The sequence below is a fragment of the Tardiphaga alba genome (assembly GCF_018279705.1).
GTDB lineage: Bacteria > Pseudomonadota > Alphaproteobacteria > Rhizobiales > Xanthobacteraceae > Tardiphaga > Tardiphaga alba.
Genome location: NZ_CP036498.1, coordinates 1,642,227 through 1,661,325, shown reverse-complemented (window position 1 = coordinate 1,661,325; position 19,099 = coordinate 1,642,227). Strand labels below are relative to the sequence as shown.

14 protein-coding genes and 2 pseudogenes are annotated in these 19,099 nt (G+C 63.6%); 6 read left to right on the top strand and 10 right to left on the bottom strand.

Annotated elements, in window-relative coordinates; all coding sequences use genetic code 11:
• The first annotated feature begins 16 nt into the window (after window positions 1-16).
• The gene (locus RPMA_RS07805) at window positions 17-721 is read left to right on the top strand and encodes a DUF1045 domain-containing protein (protein WP_211912279.1); all 705 of its coding nucleotides are present in this window, start codon (window positions 17-19) and stop codon (window positions 719-721) included.
• Between the two features lie 4 nt (window positions 722-725).
• Here the strand turns inward: RPMA_RS07805 and RPMA_RS07800 are convergent, their stop codons facing one another.
• From RPMA_RS07800 to araD, 3 genes and pseudogenes are all read right to left on the bottom strand, one after another.
• Window positions 726-1,265: a class I SAM-dependent DNA methyltransferase gene (locus RPMA_RS07800; RefSeq protein ID WP_249225589.1), complete on the bottom strand. Its 540-nt coding sequence runs from the start codon at window positions 1,263-1,265 to the stop codon at window positions 726-728.
• Window positions 1,266-1,582: 317 nt separating this feature from the next.
• Window positions 1,583-1,936: pseudogene (locus tag RPMA_RS28525) on the bottom strand (tetratricopeptide repeat protein); the annotation flags it as partial.
• Window positions 1,937-2,048: 112 nt separating this feature from the next.
• On the bottom strand, window positions 2,049-3,782 hold the full coding sequence (gene araD, locus RPMA_RS07790) for an L-arabinonate dehydratase (protein WP_211912277.1): 1,734 nt from the start codon (window positions 3,780-3,782) through the stop codon (window positions 2,049-2,051).
• A gap of 247 nt (window positions 3,783-4,029) precedes the next feature.
• On the opposite strand from araD, the gene RPMA_RS07785 reads away from it, so the two are divergent.
• Both RPMA_RS07785 and RPMA_RS07780 read left to right on the top strand, forming a co-directional pair.
• Window positions 4,030-4,926 (top strand): 3'-5' exonuclease, encoded by an 897-nt coding sequence (locus RPMA_RS07785; RefSeq protein ID WP_211912276.1) that lies wholly within the window; start codon window positions 4,030-4,032, stop codon window positions 4,924-4,926.
• A 265-nt stretch (window positions 4,927-5,191) separates the two neighbouring features.
• Window positions 5,192-7,060, top strand: a complete 1,869-nt coding sequence (locus RPMA_RS07780) for a dihydroxy-acid dehydratase domain-containing protein (protein ID WP_249225588.1) — start codon at window positions 5,192-5,194, stop codon at window positions 7,058-7,060.
• Between the two features lie 178 nt (window positions 7,061-7,238).
• Here RPMA_RS07780 and RPMA_RS07775 read toward each other — a convergent pair whose 3' ends face one another.
• Entirely contained in the window at window positions 7,239-8,804 is a 1,566-nt protein-coding gene (locus RPMA_RS07775) for an amidase family protein (protein ID WP_211913549.1), read from the bottom strand.
• Window positions 8,805-8,982: 178 nt separating this feature from the next.
• Window positions 8,983-9,822: a hypothetical protein gene (locus RPMA_RS07770; protein WP_211912275.1), complete on the bottom strand. Its 840-nt coding sequence runs from the start codon at window positions 9,820-9,822 to the stop codon at window positions 8,983-8,985.
• 429 nt (window positions 9,823-10,251) lie between these two features.
• Between RPMA_RS07770 and RPMA_RS07765 the strand changes: the two genes are divergently transcribed.
• Both RPMA_RS07765 and RPMA_RS07760 read left to right on the top strand, forming a co-directional pair.
• Window positions 10,252-11,523, top strand: a complete 1,272-nt coding sequence (locus RPMA_RS07765; protein WP_211912274.1) for an acyl-CoA dehydrogenase family protein — start codon at window positions 10,252-10,254, stop codon at window positions 11,521-11,523.
• Between the two features lie 124 nt (window positions 11,524-11,647).
• The gene (locus RPMA_RS07760; protein ID WP_211912273.1) at window positions 11,648-13,144 is read left to right on the top strand and encodes an AMP-binding protein; all 1,497 of its coding nucleotides are present in this window, start codon (window positions 11,648-11,650) and stop codon (window positions 13,142-13,144) included.
• Between the two features lie 40 nt (window positions 13,145-13,184).
• Here the strand turns inward: RPMA_RS07760 and RPMA_RS07755 are convergent, their stop codons facing one another.
• The 5 genes and pseudogenes from RPMA_RS07755 to RPMA_RS07740 all read right to left on the bottom strand — a co-directional run.
• Window positions 13,185-13,949: a hypothetical protein gene (locus RPMA_RS07755; RefSeq protein ID WP_211912272.1), complete on the bottom strand. Its 765-nt coding sequence runs from the start codon at window positions 13,947-13,949 to the stop codon at window positions 13,185-13,187.
• 8 nt (window positions 13,950-13,957) lie between these two features.
• On the bottom strand, window positions 13,958-14,158 hold the full coding sequence (locus RPMA_RS07750; RefSeq protein WP_211912271.1) for a hypothetical protein: 201 nt from the start codon (window positions 14,156-14,158) through the stop codon (window positions 13,958-13,960).
• Between the two features lie 4 nt (window positions 14,159-14,162).
• Window positions 14,163-14,615, bottom strand: a complete 453-nt coding sequence (locus RPMA_RS07745; RefSeq protein WP_249225587.1) for a hypothetical protein — start codon at window positions 14,613-14,615, stop codon at window positions 14,163-14,165.
• Between the two features lie 24 nt (window positions 14,616-14,639).
• Window positions 14,640-14,978 carry a CHAT domain-containing protein gene (locus RPMA_RS28235; protein ID WP_256438217.1) on the bottom strand — a complete coding sequence of 113 codons (339 nt, stop codon included), beginning with the start codon at window positions 14,976-14,978 and terminating at the stop codon, window positions 14,640-14,642.
• 23 nt (window positions 14,979-15,001) lie between these two features.
• Window positions 15,002-16,966 (bottom strand): annotated as a pseudogene (locus RPMA_RS07740) (CHAT domain-containing protein); the annotation flags it as partial.
• A gap of 1,210 nt (window positions 16,967-18,176) precedes the next feature.
• Here RPMA_RS07740 and RPMA_RS07735 point away from each other — a divergent pair.
• Entirely contained in the window at window positions 18,177-19,097 is a 921-nt protein-coding gene (locus RPMA_RS07735; protein ID WP_211912270.1) for a dienelactone hydrolase family protein, read from the top strand.
• Window positions 19,098-19,099: the final 2 nt, after the last annotated feature.

The following is a 19,099-nucleotide window of genomic DNA, read 5'->3' as shown; positions in this document are numbered from 1 at the left end:
GCTCTATGCTGGACCCATGAGTGACTATCCGAGATATGCGATCTATTTCGCACCCGACGCCGACCGCGCGCTGACGCGGTTCGGCGCCGAAACCCTGGGCTATGACGCCTATAGCGGCCACGACATTGACCATCCAGATTCGCTGACGACCGAATTCGAGGATTGGAGCGCCATCACCAGGGATCCGCGCAAATACGGTTTCCACGGCACGCTGAAGGCGCCGTTTGCGCTCGCAGAAGACACCAGCGAGGCCGAACTGCTGGCTGCCGTCGATGACTTCGCGGCGGAGCCGCGGGAGATCCCGATCATCGCGCCGGTGGTCCGCACCATTAGCGGCTTCACGGCCATCGTCCCGCGCGAAGACGACGATGACGAGTTGCATCTGCTGGCGGAAGCCTGCGTGCGCGACTTCGATTCCTTCCGTGCGCCGATGACGGCGGACGACCGCGCGCGTCGCAAGCCCGATGCGCTGACGCCGCGCCAGATCGAGCATCTCGACGATTGGGGCTATCCTTATGTGTTCGAGGACTTCCGGTTTCACATGACGCTGACCGGACGATTGCCGGAGGAGCGCGGCGCACAGGTGCTCGCCACCTTGCAGCATCACTTCTCCGAACTCGATCTCGAAGCGCTGTCCATCGACAGCATCGCTGTATTCAAGCAGGACAGCAGCGCGACGCGCTTCCGCATCATCAAGCATGTGGCGCTGACGCCGGCCTGATCCGTCAGCGACGGCGCCAGACGAACAGCGTGCCCTTCACGGGCATGTTCGCTTCCAGCCGGATATCGACAGGGCATTGCTCCAGCAATTCAAAATAAGGCTCGGCGAGGCGAAGCAGATAGTCGTCCGCATGGGCGAAACGGCCGGATGGCAGGATCGCGAAATCCTGGGCGGCACATTCGATGCTGGCCGCGAAGATGCCGCCATGCATGACAGCCTGCGCGATCACAGCCATCGCAGCATCGAGCCTGCCGAAATAGATCAGCGTATCGGCCGCGAAGATGAGATCGAACGCAGCGGAATGCGCGCGGAGATGATCCAGCGCTTCGGCATGGACCAGCGCGTCGTAGACGCCGCGCTGCTCTGCGCGGGCCAGCATCTGCGTGGACAGATCGACGCCTGACAAATCGCCGCCCCATGCCACAAGATGCGGCCCCGCGAGGCCGGTGCCGCAGCCGAGATCGAGCATGTGCTCGAAGCTGCGGCGATGACCGCTGACCAATGCGGCAAGTTGCGCCGGCACGTCATAGCGCAGCACGCCCACCAGCTTGTCGTCGAAGCCCGCGGCAAACGCGTCGAAATGGGCCTCGACATAAGCGGGGGAACGCTGTCGATCGCCCGCCGAGCGACGGCATCGTTCAGGTGCCGCTGCACGGGGTCATCGGGTGTCGCCGCGATCAGCCATTCGCCCAGCCCCAGCGCCGCCTTGTCATGACCATAGGCACTCAGCAAGCCGAAGCCTTCACGGATGACATCGGTGATGGGATCGGCGTCACTGCCGGCGATCGCGGGATAGCGCGCGATGGCGCCGGCGACATCGCCGTCGATCATCGCGGCAAACATATGGGCACGGACATAGCGGCGCACCGTTTCGCCGGCGAGCGGCGTATCGTTGCGCGCCGACTCAAACGCCGCTGCGCTGTCTCTGAAGCGCCCCAGTTGATAGAGCGATTGCCCCAGCAGCAGATGCACGACGGCATCCGCCTCGCCGCGCGCAACCACCGCCTGCAGATAGCTCGCCGCCTGGTCGTACCGCGATGCACGGAAGCACGCGACGCCCAGTCCGAAATAGGCGTCACTGAGATCCGGATCGCAAGCGAGCGCCTGGAGGAAACCATGTTCTGCCGCAGCGGCATCGCCTGCTGCATCGGCCGCCACGGCCTGCTGCAGCCAGACCTGCGCTGCAGCCTTGTCTTGATCGGATATGTCAACCATGCCGCCGTCCACCAACGCCGGCGACACCACCAGGCGTGCACCGCGAATCCGGTGCAGCCCTGATCTAGGTCAACGCGGCGCAAGCGGGAAGACGCGCCGTTGTCACAGCGTATCAGTAGATCGCCGGTTCCTTCACCGGCGCGCCGAAATCGGTGCGCAGGAAATCGAAGTCGCAGCCTTCATTGGCCTGCTGGATATGTTTCGAGAACATCCAGCCATAGCCGCGTTCGTAATTGCGCTCGGGCGCGACCCACGCTGCGCGACGCTTCTCCATCTCGGCATCGGAGATATCGAGATTGATGGTGCGCGCATCGACGTCGAGCGTGATCATGTCGCCGTTCTGCACCAGCGCGAGCGGACCACCGATGAAGGACTCCGGCGCCACATGCAGGATGCAGGCGCCGTAGCTGGTGCCGCTCATGCGGGCGTCGGAGATGCGCACCATGTCGCGCACGCCCTGCTTCACCAGTTTCTTCGGGATCGGCAGCATGCCCCATTCCGGCATGCCCGGCCCGCCCTGCGGCCCGGCATTGCGCAGGATCAGCACGTGATCCGCAGTGACATCGAGGCTTTCGTCGTCGACGGCCTTCTTCATGCTGGGATAGTCGTCGAACACCAGCGCGGGGCCGGTGTGCTTGAGAAAGCGCGGATCGCAGGCCGACGGCTTGATCACACAGCCATCCGGCGCGAGATTTCCCTTCAGCACCGCCAGCGCGCCTTCGGCATAGATGGGATCATCGACGGTGCGGATGACATCGCTGTTATACACTTCGGCGCCGGCAATGTTCTCGCCGAGCGTCTTGCCGGTGACGGTCATCACATCAAGATGCAGATGCTCCTTGATGCGCCCCATCAGGCCAGGCAATCCGCCGGCGTAATAGAAATCCTCCATCAGATAGGTGTCGCCGGACGGACGCACATTGGCGATGACCGGCACCTTGCGGCTCGCGATCTCGAAATCATTGAGGCCGATATCCTGCCCGGCGCGGCGCGCCTGCGCGATCAGGTGAATGATGGCATTGGTGGAGCAGCCCATCGCCATCGCCACGGTGATGGCGTTCTCGAACGACTTGCGCGTCTGGATCTTTGCCGGCGTGAGATCCTCCCACACCATTTCAACTATTCTTCGGCCGCAGGCCGAGGCCATGCGGATATGGCCGGCATCGGCGGCGGGAATCGATGACGCACCGGGCAGCGACATGCCGATGCTCTCGGCGATGGCTGTCATGGTGGAGGCCGTGCCCATGGTCATGCAGGTGCCGTAGCTGCGCGCAATGCCGCCCTCGACTTCCAACCACTCTTTCTCGGAGATATTGCCGGCGCGGCGCTCATCCCAGTATTTCCAGCCATCGGAACCGGAGCCGAGCGTCTTGCCCTTCCAGTTGCCGCGCAGCATCGGGCCGGCCGGAAGATAGATCGCGGGATAGCCGGCGGAGGTCGCTCCGAGCAGCAGGCCCGGCGTGGTCTTGTCGCAGCCGCCCATCAGCACGACGCCATCGACGGGATGGCCGCGCAATAACTCCTCCGCATCCATCGCCAGCATGTTGCGATAGAGCATCGTGGTCGGCTTGAGGAAGCTCTCCGACAGCGACAGCGCAGGCAATTCCATCGGGAAACCGCCAGCCATCAGAATACCGCGCTTCACGTCATCGACGCGGGTCTTGAAATGCATGTGGCAAGGTTGTGCCTCGGACCATGTATTGAGGATCGCGATGACCGGACGTCCCTTCCACTCCTCCGGCGCATAGCCCTGCTGCATGGCGCGCGAGCGGTGACCGAAGGCCCTGAGATCGTCGGGTGCAAACCAGCGCGCGCTGCGGAGTTGGTCGGGCGTCTTCCGGGTCATGGGCTTCCTCAAAGAATGGCGGCGACATTGATGCGGTCGCGCTTTACCGGCGACTATATATCTGCCGCCATTCGGGGGTCCATGGGGATCGCGGCTGGCAATGCTCAAGCACGGAACGGTTGCAATTCTGCGGCAGCAAGCGCGGATGGCAAGATAGGGATGCCTTCAGCGGGCGAATCACCGATCATGCAGTTCTGATTTTTTATATGCACCGATCGACACCCGACGCTGGAATTCACTGCACGACATGCCTGAACCATCGCTGAGCCTCGCTGCCATGGCGGACGAACTTGCCAAGAGCGGCGACTATCGCATCCTTCGCCGTCTCGTGCCGCGCGCGAACTACACGCCGTCAAATGGTCAGGCCGTCAAAACCGGCATCCTGCTCGACGTCGAAACCACCGGCCTCGATTACACCCGCGACGAAATCATCGAACTGGCGATGATCAAGTTCGACTATCTGCCGGATGGAACCATCATCCGCGCCGGCGAGGTGTTCACGGCGTTCAACGAACCGTCGAATCCGATTCCGCCCGAGATCGTCGAACTGACGGGGATCACCGACGAGATGGTGGCCGGACATCGCATCGATACCGATGCCGTCACCGCCTTTGTCGATGGCGCCGTGATCGTCATCGCGCACAATGCCGGCTTCGATCGCAAATTCGCCGAGCGCATCTGTCCGCTATTTGCCAAGAAGCCGTGGGGCTGCTCGCAGAAGGAGATCGACTGGCAGAAGCATGGTTTCGAAGGCGCCAAGCTCGGCTATCTCCTCGCCGGCGCCGGCTATTTCCATCAGGCCCACCGCGCCATCGACGATTGCCACGCGCTGCTGGAGATCCTCGCTTTCGAGCTGCCGACCCTCGGCACCTCCGCCCTCGCTGCGCTGCTGGAACGGGCGCGCCGCAAGACCATGCGGGTGTGGGCGGAACAGTCGCCGTTCGATCTCAAGGACGAGCTGAAGCGCCGCGGCTATCGCTGGAGCGACGGTTCCGATGGCCGGCCGAAATCCTGGTATATCGACGTGGATGAGGGGCAGGAGGACGCGGAAATCGCGTTTCTGCGGAGCACCATCTATCTCCGCGAGGTCGATCCCCGGGTGCAGGCGCTCAGCGCCACGGTCCGGTATTCGACCAGAGCCTGACGTCTCTGCCGTCATTGCGAGGAGCCATTTGGCGACGAAGCAATCCAGAGCCCCGCGAAGGAAGAAAGACTGGATTGCTTCGTCGCTCCGCTCCTCGCAATGACGGGGATCGGCCCGACGCCGCAGAAACGCGCAGATTGCAAGCGTTCTAAGCAATTGTCTTTGCGCGCCCCCGGGTTTATTCACAGAACCGGCGGATCGGAACTGGCTTTAGCCTGCCGATCGTCTTACCCCACAGAATACCGCCGCTAGGAAGGAATTCGTCGTGTCCAAGTCTCCCGTCGTCACCATCGACAACCACCCCGGCCGTTCCGCGCAGACCATTGGCATGGCGCGCGTACTCGGCACGGACGAGACGCTCATTCATGAGCCGTCGGTGGGCGTGGTGGGCACCAAGGGTGACAGCCAGTGCTACATGGGCGTGATGTCCAAGGTGGACGCGATCCATGAAAGCCTGAAGAAGCGGATCGGCCGCGGCGCGGGCCAGCTGCCCTATCGCCTCGTGCAGCCCGAATACACCATCGCCACCTCGGACGGCATCCGCAACGGCACGCGCGAAATGCGCTATTCGCTGATCGGCCGCGAAGTGACCAACGACGCGCTGTCGGAACATCTGAGCGCCACCGGCCTGCTCGGCACCATCGCCGTCGTCGCCTGCGACAAGCCGCCGGTCGGCACGCTGGCCGCGCTGCTCGAACATAACGAGCCGGCGATCATCATGTCGGACGGCTCGATCCATCCGGGCGAAGATCCGAAGACCGGCGAGAAGCTGGACATCGTCAGCGCCTATCAGGTCGCCGGCAATCCGGACGCCGAATATCGCCACCACATCGCCTGCCATGCCTGCCCGGGCATCGGCTCGTGCGGCGGCATCTTCACCTACAACACCATGCAGACCTTCATCGGCGTGGTGGGCATGCAGCCGCTGCACATGGTGGCGCCGCCGTCGGACGATCCGCGCCGCCTGAAGGAGTTTCCGGAGCAGCTGGTCGGCTATCTCTCCAACATGATCGCCAAGGGCATCAAGCCGCGCGACATCGTCAGCCGTGACTCCATCCGCAACGCGGTCATCGTCTCGCTGGCGATCGGCGGTTCGACCAATGTGACGCTGCATGCGCCGGAAATCGCGCGCGCTGCAGGCTTCACCGACTTCTGGAAGGAAGTCATGACGCCGCAGGAATTCAACTATCTCTCGCAATATGTCGTGCCGGTGCTCACCGACGCGCGGCCCTATGGCAAATATTCGATGGTGGACATCGACAATGTCGGCGGCGTGCAGGTGATCGTGCGCGAGCTGATGGAAGCCGGCCTGATCAATGGCGACGTGCTGACCTGCACCGGCGAGACGCTGGCCGAGCAGATCAAGCGCCTCGAGACCAAGCCGGCCGACGGCAAGGTCGTCTACAATGTCGCAAAACCCTACAAGCCGACCGGCGGCCTGCGCGTGCTCGGCGGCAACCTGTCGCCGGAATTCTCCGCGATCCTCAAGCTCGCCGGCGTCGAAGGTGGCCTCGAGGACAATTGCTTCCGCGGCACTGCGCGCGTGTTCGAAGGCGAGCGCGGCCTGATCGCCGCACTCGACCAGCATCCGGAGAAATTCCAGAACCACGACATGGTGATCGTGCGCTACGACGGCCCGGTCGGCGCTCCCGGCATGCCGGAAATGCTGGACCCCACCTCGCGCATCACCACGCTCTGCCGCGAGCGCAATATCGTGGTGGGTCTGATGACCGATGCGCGCTTCTCCGGCGGTTCGGTGGGCCTCGTCATCGGCCATGTCGGACCGGAAGCGGCACTCGGCGGCGCCATCGCGCTGGTGGAAGACGGCGACGAGATCGTGGCCGATCTCAACAGCAACGAACTGAACTGCACGCAGCTTCAGGACGCTGCCGTCTATGCCAAGCGCAAGGCGGCATGGGACAAGGTGGTCGCCGACAATGGCGGCATCCATCCGAGCTGCGGCGAGGCCGATACGCGCCTGCTGCATCGTGCGCGCCAGACGGCGGTGCCCGCCACCCGCGGCGCCGGCCTGCATCCGAACCGCGAAGTCTGGGTGCGCAATGCGCGTGAAGCCAAGCGTTCCGGCTTCTCGCCGAAGAACGTGCATCGTCCGGACGCCGACAAGACGTTCTGATCGGAGCGATACATCGCCGTGTAAGGTGGGCAACGCCGTGCCACCTTACACTCGGTCCCGTAGCCCGGATGGAGCGAAGCGCAATCCGGGAGCCGGCGTTTGAACAATCTCTGCTGTCCCCGGATTTCGCTTCGCTCCATCCGGGCTACAGACCCACTCCAGACGAGAGCGGAGCGAATTACTCCGCTCGCTCCCACAACTGCCGCACCAGCATCCCCACGCGCTTCTCGATCGCCGCGGCGGCATCCAGCGCCAGATCCTCGCGATAGCGTCCCGCGATGAGCTGCACGCCTATCGGCTTGCCGTCATGCAGCGCCACCGGCACCACCGCGCCAGGCAGGCCCAACACGTTGATGGCCGAGATGAAGCGCAGATCGTTCCAGAATATCTCGAGCGTCCGCTCCGGGCTCTCGGCATCCGCACGCGGCCCCGGCGTCGGTTGCACCGAGGTCGGCGCCAGCACCACCGGATAGTCCTCGAAGAACATCTGCCACGTACGGATATGCGTGCTGCGCGCTGCCGTCGCCTTCATCCAGGCGCTGAGATCCAGCGGGTTGGCTTTCGTCGTGATGCCGGCCCAGGCCTTGTGGAAGTCCTTCGAGGTCACCGGCAGCATCGCGGCTTCCTGCAGCGTCATTGCCTCATTGGCGATGATGTCACACCAGGTCTGCCACACCGCACTGATATCCGGCACCGCAACCTCGGTGACGCGGTAGCCGCCGCGTTCCAGATGGTCGGCAGCCTGGCGCAGCGCCGCCGTCACCGACGGATGCACGTTCATGTCATCGGGCATCTTCGCCAACGCGACCTTGATCGGCCCCTTCAGCTTCGGCCCCTCCAGCGGGGCCGGCACCCACCAGGGATCGCGCGGATCGCGCCGGCTCATCACGCCGAGGGCCAGGCGCACATCGGCGACGCTGCGCGCCAGCGGCCCCTGCGCGGACATCAGATGCGCCATCAGCGGCCGCTCGGCCGCCGCACTCTCGTTGAAGGCGGGGATGCGCCCCTGGGTCGGCTTGATGGTGGCGACGCCGTTGCAATGCGCCGGCCAGCGCAGCGAGCCGCCGATATCGTTGCCATGGGCGATCGTGCCGATTCCGGCCGCCACCGCCGACCCCGCGCCGCCCGACGAGCCGCCGCAGGTAATGTCCGGCCCCCACGGATTGAGCGTCAGCCCGTAGAGCGGATTGTCGGTGAAGCCACGGAACGAGAATTCCGGCGTGTTGGTCAAACCGAGAACGATGGCGCCGGCCTGTTTCAGGTTGCGCACCACCGGCGCGTCCGACGGCGCGATCAGATTGGCCAGCGCCGGCACGCCATTGCTGTTGGCCTGCCCCTCGAAATCGACATTGACCTTGATGGTGATCGGCACGCCATGCAGCGCGCCGCGATCGGCATCCTTGCGCACCTTGTCGGCGGCCCGCGCGGCGTTCAGTGCCTGCTCCGACAGATCGACCACGAGAGCGTTCAGCTTCGGATTGACCGCCTTCATATGCGCGATCTGTGCTTCGGTGACCTCGACGGCCGACACCACGCCCGAGCGGATCGCCGCAGCAGTCTCCACCGCGGTCCACTGCCAGGCCGGTCCCTTCGGCAGACGCACCTTCGGCGTGACTGTTTTGGATGCCTTGGCCGGGGATGACTTAGCTAGAGATGTCTTGGCCTTGGATGCTTTGGGCTTGGATATTTTGGGCTTGGATACTTTGGCCTTGGCTGCCGGACTTTTGGCTGCCGCCTTCTTCATCACCTTGTGCGCCTTGACCGTTTTCGCCGCCGGGCGCTTCACCGTCTTCTTTGCCACCACGAAGTCTCCATCCATCGAATGGACACAGCCTGCCAACACATGCGCCGCGTGGCAACGCGGCGTTCCGTGCAAATGCAAAAGATGCGCGTCTATGCGACATTGATAGTCATGGGCGCCCCTATGGGGCGCCCGCTGCATATGCCCGCTCGATGATCACGAGCTTTTCGGCCTGCGCCATCGCATATTCGCGCCAGAATCCCTGAGAAATCCACATTGCCGACTGGCCGCGCTTGCCGGCCCAGCCAAGGCTGCCGATGGCCTCCGCCGCGCGCAATTTGCGCAGGAGATGACCACGGGACAGAGCGAGCCCGACCACCATGTCGATCGCCGACGTGGACGCTGTCGGGATGCGATCGTTCTGGATATCATCCAGCGAAATGCCGGCCATGATGCGATCCATCACCAGGCCGCCGCTATTGATCCAGGTGAAAAGAGCAAAGGTCTTGTCAGGCTTGCGTATGGCCGGCGACACCAGCAGCCCATCGGCGACTAAGGGCTGAACGCGCACCAGGATATCGTCGTGCGCCATCGCGCGGGTGTAGCGCGATCCGCCATCGAGGCCGTCCAGCGTCGCCAGATGCAGCATCAACCAGCCATGCACCTGCGCCAGACTTTCCGCCGTCGGTTCGATCGGGCGCGTGCGCTTGTCGCGCTCGTCTTCGGTCGCACGCGCAAAATCGTAATGCACCATCTCCTTGACGAAGGTGTCTGCGGTGTTGCGGCTGGCAATCTCATGCAGCGCCACGACATCGAAAAAATCCGCGAGCTTGATACGACGTTCCGGACTACGGAAGTAAAGCGCGAGCGCAGCGTGGGCCATCAGCCAGCGCTGCTGGGTGGCGAACACCGCCGTGAGCCGCGGATTTCCTTCGAACGCCCCAATCAGGCCAGCAGACTGTCGCTGCAGACAGGCGGCGAAGCCCGGATGCTCCACGAGCTGATCAGGCGTGAAAAACATGGGCGCGGCATTCCGTGATGTCGTCGAACGGGCATGGAAACCGTCCAGCCACAGGACGGCTCTCTTGGCATGGATGGCGCGATTTTACCATGACAGCCTTCGCCGGTTGTCTTTCTGCGATATGCCATTTGATGAAATTGCGGGCTGCGCCTGAGCAGCATGATGTCGTTTTAAACATGCGCACAATTGACGTTCCGCGCGCTGGAATTGCCGCACAGCAACCAACGCCGCAATGCGTATAAAACGCTTGGGACGACGCGCCACACATGCAATCGTATCGTGCTGCAAACCGACCGCACCAATGCGCTCCGATGTCCCATGCCGGTCACGTATATCGGCACAAGACAGCAACAAGCTCCGCGCCTGCAACACGCGCGCAACCATCCGATCGAGATGGTCGCCAACAGAAGAAACGGGAGAACGACGACGATGAAGACGACCTATACCCCGCGACAGACGCCCTACACGCTTGCGCCCGAAGACGCGCTGAACGATCTGCGCATGTCGGAGCAGGTCAGGCCGCTCTACGACCACGTCCGCAAGTTCATCGCGACCACCGTCGAGCCGATGTCCGTCGAATTCTATCGCGCCGGCGAGAAGAAAACCGATCGCTGGTCGTTCACGCCGGAACAGCTCGAGATTCTCGGCAAGGCGAAGAACAAAGCGCGCGAGGAAGGCCTCTGGAACTTCTTCTTGCCCGATGCAGAAACCGGCGAAGGCCTGAAGAATCTCGATTACGCCTATATCGCCGCCGAGCTCGGCAAGAATCCCCTCGCCTCCGAAACGATGAACTGCTCCGCGCCGGACACCGGCAATATGGAAGTCATCGAGCGCGTCGGCACCAAGGAGCAGAAAGAGAAGTGGCTGAAGCCGCTGCTGGCCGGCGAAATCCGTTCCGCCTATGCGATGACCGAACCGAATGTCGCGTCATCGGATGCCAAGAACGTCTCCACCTCCGCCAAGCTGGAAGGCGACGAGTGGGTGATCAATGGCGAGAAATACTACATCTCGGGTCTCGGCGATCCCCGCTGCAAGATCATGATCGTGATGGTCAAGACCAATCCCGATGCCGCGCCCAGCAAGCAACAGTCACAGATCCTCGTTCCCGTCGACACGCCCGGCGTCGAAGTGATCGGCCCCATGCATGTGTTCGGCCATGACCATGCGCCGCGCGGCCACATGCATATGCGCTTCAACAATGTGCGCGTGCCCAAGGAGAACATGCTGCTCGGCGAAGGCCGCGGCTTCGAGATTTCGCAGCTCCGTCTCGGGCCTGGCCGTATTCATCACTGCATGCGCACCATCGGCAAGGCCGAGAAGGCGCTCGACATGATGGTGGCACGCGGCCTGACGCGTGAGGCCTTCGGCAAGAAGATCGCGCATCTCGGCGGCAACCTGCAGATCATTGCGCAGGCACGCTGCGAGATCGAGGCGATGCGCCTGATGGTGCTGAAGGCCGCCAAGGCCATGGACGTGCTCGGCAACAAGGAGGCGCGGATCTGGGTCAGCATGGTCAAGGCCATGGTGCCGGAGCGCGCAGCGAAGATCATCGACCAGTCGATCCAGATGCACGGCGCCACCGGCATCTCGCAATGGACGCCGCTCGCCGAAATGTACACCGACGTGCGCCATCTGCGCTTCGCGGACGGCCCGGACGAGGTGCACTGGATGGTCGTCGGCCGGCATGAGCTGACGCTCTGATTCATCCATCGACGTGCAAAGAAAACGGTCGCCCGGCATCGTCGATGCCCGGGCGACCGTTTCAAACTTCCTGCCACACAGGCCCAACGCTCATGAAGAAGCGTAACGATACTGGAGAAACCATATGCTGATCCCCCTCGCCGACGTGCCGCGCTGGTATGCCGAACGCAAACCGAAAGACACGATCGCGGTCAGCCATAGTGCGGACACGCTGACATGGGAGCAACTGGAGCGCGGCGCCAATCGCCGTGCGCGCGCTTTCGCCGCCAAAGGCGTCAAGCCCGGTGACTTCGTCGCCATCGGCCTGCCCAACAGCAATGAATTGTTCGAAACCACTTTTGCCGTGTGGAAATGCGGCGCGACGCCGACATCGCTGTCCTGGCGGTTGCCGCGCGGCGAGGCTGCGGCCGTCCTCGACATCCTCAAGCCATCGCTGGTGGTGGGCGGCGAAGCCGACTGGAATGCGCCGGTGTCGCTGCCGGCAAGGTTTACGCCCGACGGTTTTTCCGACGAGCCCCTGACAGCGCCGGTCTCACGTTACTGGAAGGCCATGACCTCAGGCGGCTCGACAGGGCGACCGAAAGTCATCCTCGATCATCTTCCGGCCGTGACCGACACCGCGGCTGAGCCACCACTCGGCATGCCCAAGGGGGCATCGGTCCTCAATCCCGGCCCGCTCTATCACAACGCGCCTTTCATCGTGTCGCATTACGCGCTGTTCACCGGTGGCCGCCTCACGGGCATGGTGAAGTTCGATGCCGAAGAAACGCTGCGCCTGATCGCGGCGCAACAGGTGCAATGGGTGAACTTCGTACCGACCATGATGCACCGGATCTGGTCGCTGCCGAAAGCGGTGCGCGAGAGCTACGATATCTCCAGCCTGCATATGATCTTCCATATGGCGGCGCCGATGCCGCAATGGCTAAAGGAAGAATGGATCAACTGGCTCGGGCCGGAGAAAGTTTTCGAACTTTATGGCGGCACCGAGCGGCAGGGCCGCTGCGTGATCTCCGGCACCGAGTGGCTGGCGCATAAGGGCTCGGTCGGCAAGATCGGCGACGGCTGCAAGCTGCGCATTCTCGACGCCAATGGTCAGGACGTGGCGCCCGGCGAAAGCGGCGAGATCTTCTTTCTGCCGGATGAAGGCGCCGGCAGCACCTATCACTATCTCGGCGCCGAGCCGAAGCGCAGGCCAGACGGCTGGGAGTCGCTTGGCGATGTCGGCCGGCTCGATGCCGAGGGCTATCTGTATCTCGGCGACCGCCTGTCCGACATGGTGATCCGCGGCGGCGCCAATATCTATCCGGCGGAGATCGAGGCGGCGCTGATGGCGCATCCCGATGTGCGCTCCTGCGTGGTGATCGGCCTGCCCGATCCGGCACTCGGCCAGCGCGTCCACGCCATTCTCGAACTCGGCGCTGGCGTCGATCCGCAAAGCGCGATCGATGGCATGTCCGGATTCCTCGCCGACCAACTCAGCCGTTACAAGCATCCGGAGAGCTATGAGGTTCTCAGCGAGGGCCTGCGCGACGATGCCGGCAAGGTCCGCCGCACGATGCTGCGGGACGAGCGGGCGGCGTGGCTGGCGGAAGGCCGGGCGTTCCGGCTGATGGCATCCTGATGAATGAGTGCACGGCGCCGTCCCGCGCCGCGCCGTGCATCTAGAGCAGCACGCCTTTCAGGCCCGTATAGATCGAGCCGGCGACGCCGGCTCCGGCGCCGATCAGCGGCCCCACGGTCTGGGCCAGCTCCTGGATCCAGCGGGCGCGCCGACGCAACTGCTCGTCGCCCACATGCTCGCCGAGCAGGCGCGCGGCCTTGAACGCGACCGCATTGGGCTTGCCGCCTTGCGCGAGCGTGCTCGGCAGGATGCGGAATACTGCCATGCCGAGAACATTGCCGGACAGGAATGCCAGGCTGATGCTGGCAACATATTCGCCGACCTCGCGCCACTCCGTCCAGGACGCGGGGATGATGGGCACATCGTCATTCACGCCGGTGACGACCAGCATCAATCCGACGCTCAGCATCGCCGTGACCACGCCGATCAGCAATCCACCGAGTGGCCCAAGCTTGTGGAACGGCATCGATGCGACACCGAACAGCAACGGAATCACGATCGATGCCACGCGCAGATAGAGCGGCGAGACGTTCAGGACTATGGTGATCAGGATATGCGCCGCCACCAGCAGGATCGTGGGTATCAGCACATAGATCGCGGAGTGTGACAGGAAATAACGGAGCGGGTGTTTCAAACGGCCCAGCTTCGCTTCGGCGCGATCCAGCGCATGGGTGAGCTTGTCGATCTCGCTGACGAGATCCTGCACTTCAAGCAGGACCGGCCGCACGAAACGCAGATCGCGCGAACAGCCCTTGCAAGCGATGGCCTCGTCCCTGATCGTCTCCGTGCAGAATGGGCACTCCATCGACGGCCTCAGCCCTTTCGCCCGGCACGGAAGGACGTAATCTCGCTTCTGATCCGGGCCAGCTTGTCCAGCGCAGCATCCCGCTTGGCGATCAGATCCAGCCGCTCCTGCGCGAGCGCTTCAGGAATAGCGATGTCCCGTGAACAGGTGGTGCAAACCAGCACCCTGTCATCGTTATCACGCAGGCAATAGGGGCAGGTCAGCGCCATCGTGTCAGCGCGCGACCTTGAGGATGAAGCTGGTGCTGCCGGCGCGGCCGTCGCTGTCCTTGAGATCGACCCGAAGCATGTGCTCCCCGGGCGGCAGCGATGCATCGGGCATGTCGATGCCGGCCGGCTGCAGGAATGTCTTGAGGCGCTCGGTCAGATCGACATTGGGCGTTCGCAGATAGAGCACTTTCACCGACGCCAGATCGACGGTCGCGCCGCCGAAGGTCTGAAACTTCAGCTGAAAGCGCGTCGGCAAAGATGCGATGTCGCTGCCAGACACCAGCTCGATCTTCGGACCGCGCGTCACGCCGCGCCGGTCGACGCCAACCGCGCCTTTCGGCGGCGGCAGAGCGGCTTCTTCCGGCGTGATCAGCGGCCCTGCAGCGCGCGACGGCAATGGCTGACACAAAGCCATCAGGCAAACGACCAGAAGACCAAGACCCTTACGACTCATCATCACTCCCCCAACCCCGCTAAACGCTTATCTCGCTCCGCCGTCACCGATGATGGTGTAGGGCGCCCAGAACAACGGATGCGCGTAAGAAAACTCCGTCTTGCCCTCGGCATTGAGATAGCCGGGACCATCCGCCAGCGCCATCATCGCCTGCCGTTGCGCTTCCCCGCGCGCGAGCGTGGTGTCGTCGGCCTGCCGCTTGAACAGGTCTGCCATCAACTCCCGCGCCGACTGCGAATGCACCGACCAGTTGGTGACCAGTAGCGCGCGCGTGCCCGCATAGAAGAAGGCCCGGCCGAGCCCCGAGGCAGCCTCGGCGCCGGCACCGGCCCCGCGCCGGTGTTGCAGGCGGAGAGAACGACCCAATCCGCATCGAGCTTGAGACCCAGGATCTCTTCCATGGTCAGCAGGCCATCGCCTTCCTCACCGGTGACCGTTGGCGACGACAGTGCGAGCGCCGGCTGCGTCAGCCCGTTCAATTCGCCAGGGACCAGACCATGCGTTGCGAATGCGATGACCTTGAACCCGGAGAGATCGACCGACTTGACGGCCTTCTCGGTCGCGCCCTTACCGAGATTCAGCACCTTCGACGGATCGGCCTGCAGTGCCAGGGCGATCGAGCGAAGCTCGTCTGCTGTATCAGGAAGCCGCGGCAGCAGGCCCAGTTCGGCGCTGTCCACGCCGTCGAGCTTGGGGCTGTTGCGCCGCTTCAGCGGTACGCCGCGCATCGTATTGGCGTCCGCGAGATCCGCGACCCGGATCTTCGCATCGATCTGTTCGGCTTCCACCTGCTGCTCGCTGTTGAAATAGGGATCGCCGAACGCAATCATCTCGCCGCGATTGGCCTTGCCGGCTGGCAACTGCCGCAGCGTCCGCAGCGCTGCCGCAGATGGCACCATGGTGACCGCATGGGTTCGCGCCAGCCACGGGACGTCCTTGTAGCTCGCGAACAGGACATCCTCATCCTTCTTGAGTTCGGATGGTGCGGTCGGCAGCAGCGATGCGGGCAGCAGGCCCAATGCACCATTGGTGACCACGATCAATTTCTTCGCCGGCTTCCAGCCTGCTTCGACAGGCTTCAGCAGCAGGGAATAGATCTCGTAGCCCAGCGCCAGGTCGAAAGCGGGGATGTCCGAGATCATGGCGGCCGGCGGCTCCAGCGCCTCGCGCAGCTGCCGGATCTTGGTCTGGACATCCGCAGCGCTGGCGCTGATCGCAGCAAAGGCAACGGGCCCTGATTTTGGCACCGCCCAGACGAAACTGGCATTCTGGCCGAAATAGAACGACAGCATCGACTCATCCGCCGCCAGGGTGGCGCGAATGTCATCGACGGACGGCGCCTTGGGCGACACGAGATCGGCATAAGACGGGAATTTGCGATTGATCTCCTGCCGCGCATTGACGCGTTCGCTACGCAGGCTGGCGATCGATGCGTTGAGGGCCTGAACACCTTTCTCATCGCGCTCGGCCGATGCCAGCGACAGCGCATTGTTCAGCGTGCCGAGCTGCGCATTGATCTGCTTCGACAGATCCTGCTCCTTGCGCACCAGTGCCGCGAGCGCCGGATCCTTCACCGAGCTACGCGCGCTCGACGCCGCCAGCGCCTGCTGCACCGAACTGCCGCGAATGGCATCCGCGAGGCTGAATGTCTCGGTACCGACATCGGCAACCGTGTCGCCCCCCTTGGCCAGCACGCGGAAATAGGCTTCGACGATGGTCTGGAAGCGCTGGCTGCGCGTCGCGACGAGCGTCGTGTCGTCCTCGTCACCGCCCTCGCGCGACGACGCCACCAGGATCGGGATGGCTGCCTTGAACTCGCGAATCGCATCGGCGTCACGCCCTGCCCGCGACAGTCCGATGGCCAATGTTCCGCGCGCGGATGCCGTGTCGAAATGATTGTCGCCGACGCGTGCGACCTGCTTCTTGACCATCTGATTGGCGGCCGCGATGCCGGCCTCGATCTGCCCTGACGCATAGAGCGACGAAATCCGCGAGCCGTTCAGCTCGAAAGCCTCCCGGCGCAACGGCTCCCAATTCGCGATGGCGCGGTCGATCTGTGCGTAGATTTCGACCGCTTCATTGCTCTTGCGCTGCAGATTAAGCACGCCCCCGAGCTGCGCCAGCGTCTGGACCATCTGCGGCGCATCATCGGGAATGCCGGTCGTCTTGGCGATATCCAAAGCGACGCGCAGCAGTTTCTCAGCGTCGGCATGCCGCCCCTGCTCGACCAGAACCCCGGCAAGACCCATGACAAAACGCGCGGTCGAGCTGTGATACTTGCCCTGGTTCTTGAGCTGCGACAGCAGCGCGCGACGCGCATCGGACTCGGCCTCGGCGAAGCGGCCCTGACGCATTTTTGTACGCGAGAGATTGAGCGCGATGAAATCGATCGCCTGGGTCAGCGACGATTCCGTGGGCGGATTTTCGCCGGATAGCAGACCTTTTGCGCCCGCGCGCTTCCGCGCCTCGGCGATCCGCAGCGCCGCTTCGGCTTCCTTGAACTGGCCACGCGCCTCGAAGATCGCGGCATTGCCGAGTTCGATCTCGGCTTCCCAGTTCTGGCCGTAGCGCGCATAGGCCGCGCGCATGGCGGGATGGCCGCTCGTGCGCGCTTCCTCGATCGCGGGACGGCTGCGACGCATATAGCCTTCGGCCTGCACGATGTCGCCCATCTGGATCAGCGACATCGCGATGGAGCGATTGGCGGTGTGTACGAAGCCCTTGGCGCCCGGCGTATTGGCGGTGTCGCGCAGCAAGCGCTGGAAGGTTTCGAGCGCCTTCTTCGGATCGCCGGCGCTATTGTATTGCACGGCGACGAGCTGGACCATGCGCGCCATCATGCCAGGCGCGACGTTGCCACGGCCTGTCTCGATGCCCTTTTCATAGTCAGCGATGCTATCCGTCAGCCGGCCGAGCTGCGCGCGGGCGCCGGCACGATCCGAATAGAACTGCGCGAGAGCGGCGCTCGATGCCCCGCCGGGGACCTTGACGTCGGCATCGATCTTCAGCTGCTCGATCTTCTTGGCGTCCGGCTTCTCGGTATCGAGAATCGCCGTGATATCGGCGATGGAGCGCGGGGGCGCGACGAAGCCGACCGGCAATGCCGATCCCGGCGCCACCTTCGGCGCGGCTTCCACCGGCACCGCGACCGCCACATTGGCACGTCCATTCGCAGCCTTGAGACTGGACATCACGCAGGATCGAACCGCCGGCGTCGCCTGCCCGCGGCATGCTTCCAGACTACCGCCGCCGCCGCGCATGCACGACATCACGATGGGCCGGCCCACGGTCATCCTGCACTTTTCGAGCGCAGCTTCCTGGCTGAGTGCGAAGACCGGCACTGCCGACGATATGATCGCCGCCATGGCGCCGAAGACAGCGAGTGCGCCGGAGGCCACATATCGGGTCGCGAAAAACCTGGAATTGACCGCTTGCATGATCACGGTTCCAAATAACTAGCTGAAATATGCCGCGATCCTATCCACAAACCGATTTGATCGACAAGCGCATTGCAACGTGTTTCGAATGGAACTCAGTTGTTTCCATCACGCGCGGACGTCGAAGATGTGGACCTGCAGCCGACGGCTTTGTCAGTTAGTTGTTATCACCGCCGCGCTCAGCACGGCCTCGGTAAGCGCGCTTCATGCCGAGCCCGAGCAGCCACTGCGCGCTTTGCCGCCGGACGCCGCAATCCGGGCCACGACATTTGCTGCTGACCTCGTGTTTCCGGAACGCGCCGAGGCCGTCGAAGCTTTGGCCTCTCCGCGAGCTGCGCTTCTGAAACCATCTGGCGACGGGCCATTCCCGGCCCTCGTGATGGTACATCAATGCGCGGGATTGAATCCGGCCGTCGCCCACTGGGCGCGCGAAGGCGTCCGGCGCGGTTACGTCGTGCTGCTGATCGACAGCCTGAAGCCGCGCGACGTGCAGACTGTATGTTACGGGCCGCGCGCGGGCGTCAACCTGTTCCGTGGCGCGAAGGACGCTTTCCAGGCTGCTGCGCATCTGCGCAACTATCCGTTCGTTGACCCGTCGCGAATATCGTTTGTCGGTTACTCATGGGGTGCCATGGTGGGCTTGATCGTCGCCAGCGCGCGCTACACCGACGCACTCGGAGGCCGACCATTCGCCTCGATCACGAGTTTCTATCCTGGCTGCTTTCGCGTCTCGCGTCCGAACGCACCTGTCTTCGATCTCGTCAGCGATGACATGAAGCAACCCGTCCTGGTGCTGATGGGCGACGCCGACAACGAAACGCCAGCGGCGGAATGCGTCGGCAAATTGCAGCATGCGAAATCCAGTGGCTCGCTGGTGGATTGGCATGTCTATCCCGATACAGGACATTGCTGGGATTGCCAGCAACTCGACGGCCGCACAAAGACCGACATGCGCGGCAACCAGATTTCCTACAGATTCAGCGCCGCGGCCACACATGATTCATCGAAGAGGCTGTTCGCTTTCCTCGGGGCCCTGCCGGCGAAATAAGC

Coding starts and splice junctions, on each gene's coding strand:
- RPMA_RS07805 (WP_211912279.1), top strand. CDS start 17: ATGAGTGACTATCCGAGATATGCGATCTATTTCGCACCCGACGCCGAC.
- araD (WP_211912277.1), bottom strand. CDS start 3,782: ATGACCCGGAAGACGCCCGACCAACTCCGCAGCGCGCGCTGGTTTGCA.
- RPMA_RS07785 (WP_211912276.1), top strand. CDS start 4,030: ATGCCTGAACCATCGCTGAGCCTCGCTGCCATGGCGGACGAACTTGCC.
- RPMA_RS07775 (WP_211913549.1), bottom strand. CDS start 8,804: ATGAAGAAGGCGGCAGCCAAAAGTCCGGCAGCCAAGGCCAAAGTATCC.
- RPMA_RS07770 (WP_211912275.1), bottom strand. CDS start 9,822: ATGTTTTTCACGCCTGATCAGCTCGTGGAGCATCCGGGCTTCGCCGCC.
- RPMA_RS07765 (WP_211912274.1), top strand. CDS start 10,252: ATGAAGACGACCTATACCCCGCGACAGACGCCCTACACGCTTGCGCCC.
- RPMA_RS07760 (WP_211912273.1), top strand. CDS start 11,648: ATGCTGATCCCCCTCGCCGACGTGCCGCGCTGGTATGCCGAACGCAAA.
- RPMA_RS07755 (WP_211912272.1), bottom strand. CDS start 13,949: ATGGAGTGCCCATTCTGCACGGAGACGATCAGGGACGAGGCCATCGCT.
- RPMA_RS07750 (WP_211912271.1), bottom strand. CDS start 14,158: ATGGCGCTGACCTGCCCCTATTGCCTGCGTGATAACGATGACAGGGTG.
- RPMA_RS07745 (WP_249225587.1), bottom strand. CDS start 14,615: ATGATGAGTCGTAAGGGTCTTGGTCTTCTGGTCGTTTGCCTGATGGCT.
- RPMA_RS07735 (WP_211912270.1), top strand. CDS start 18,177: ATGTGGACCTGCAGCCGACGGCTTTGTCAGTTAGTTGTTATCACCGCC.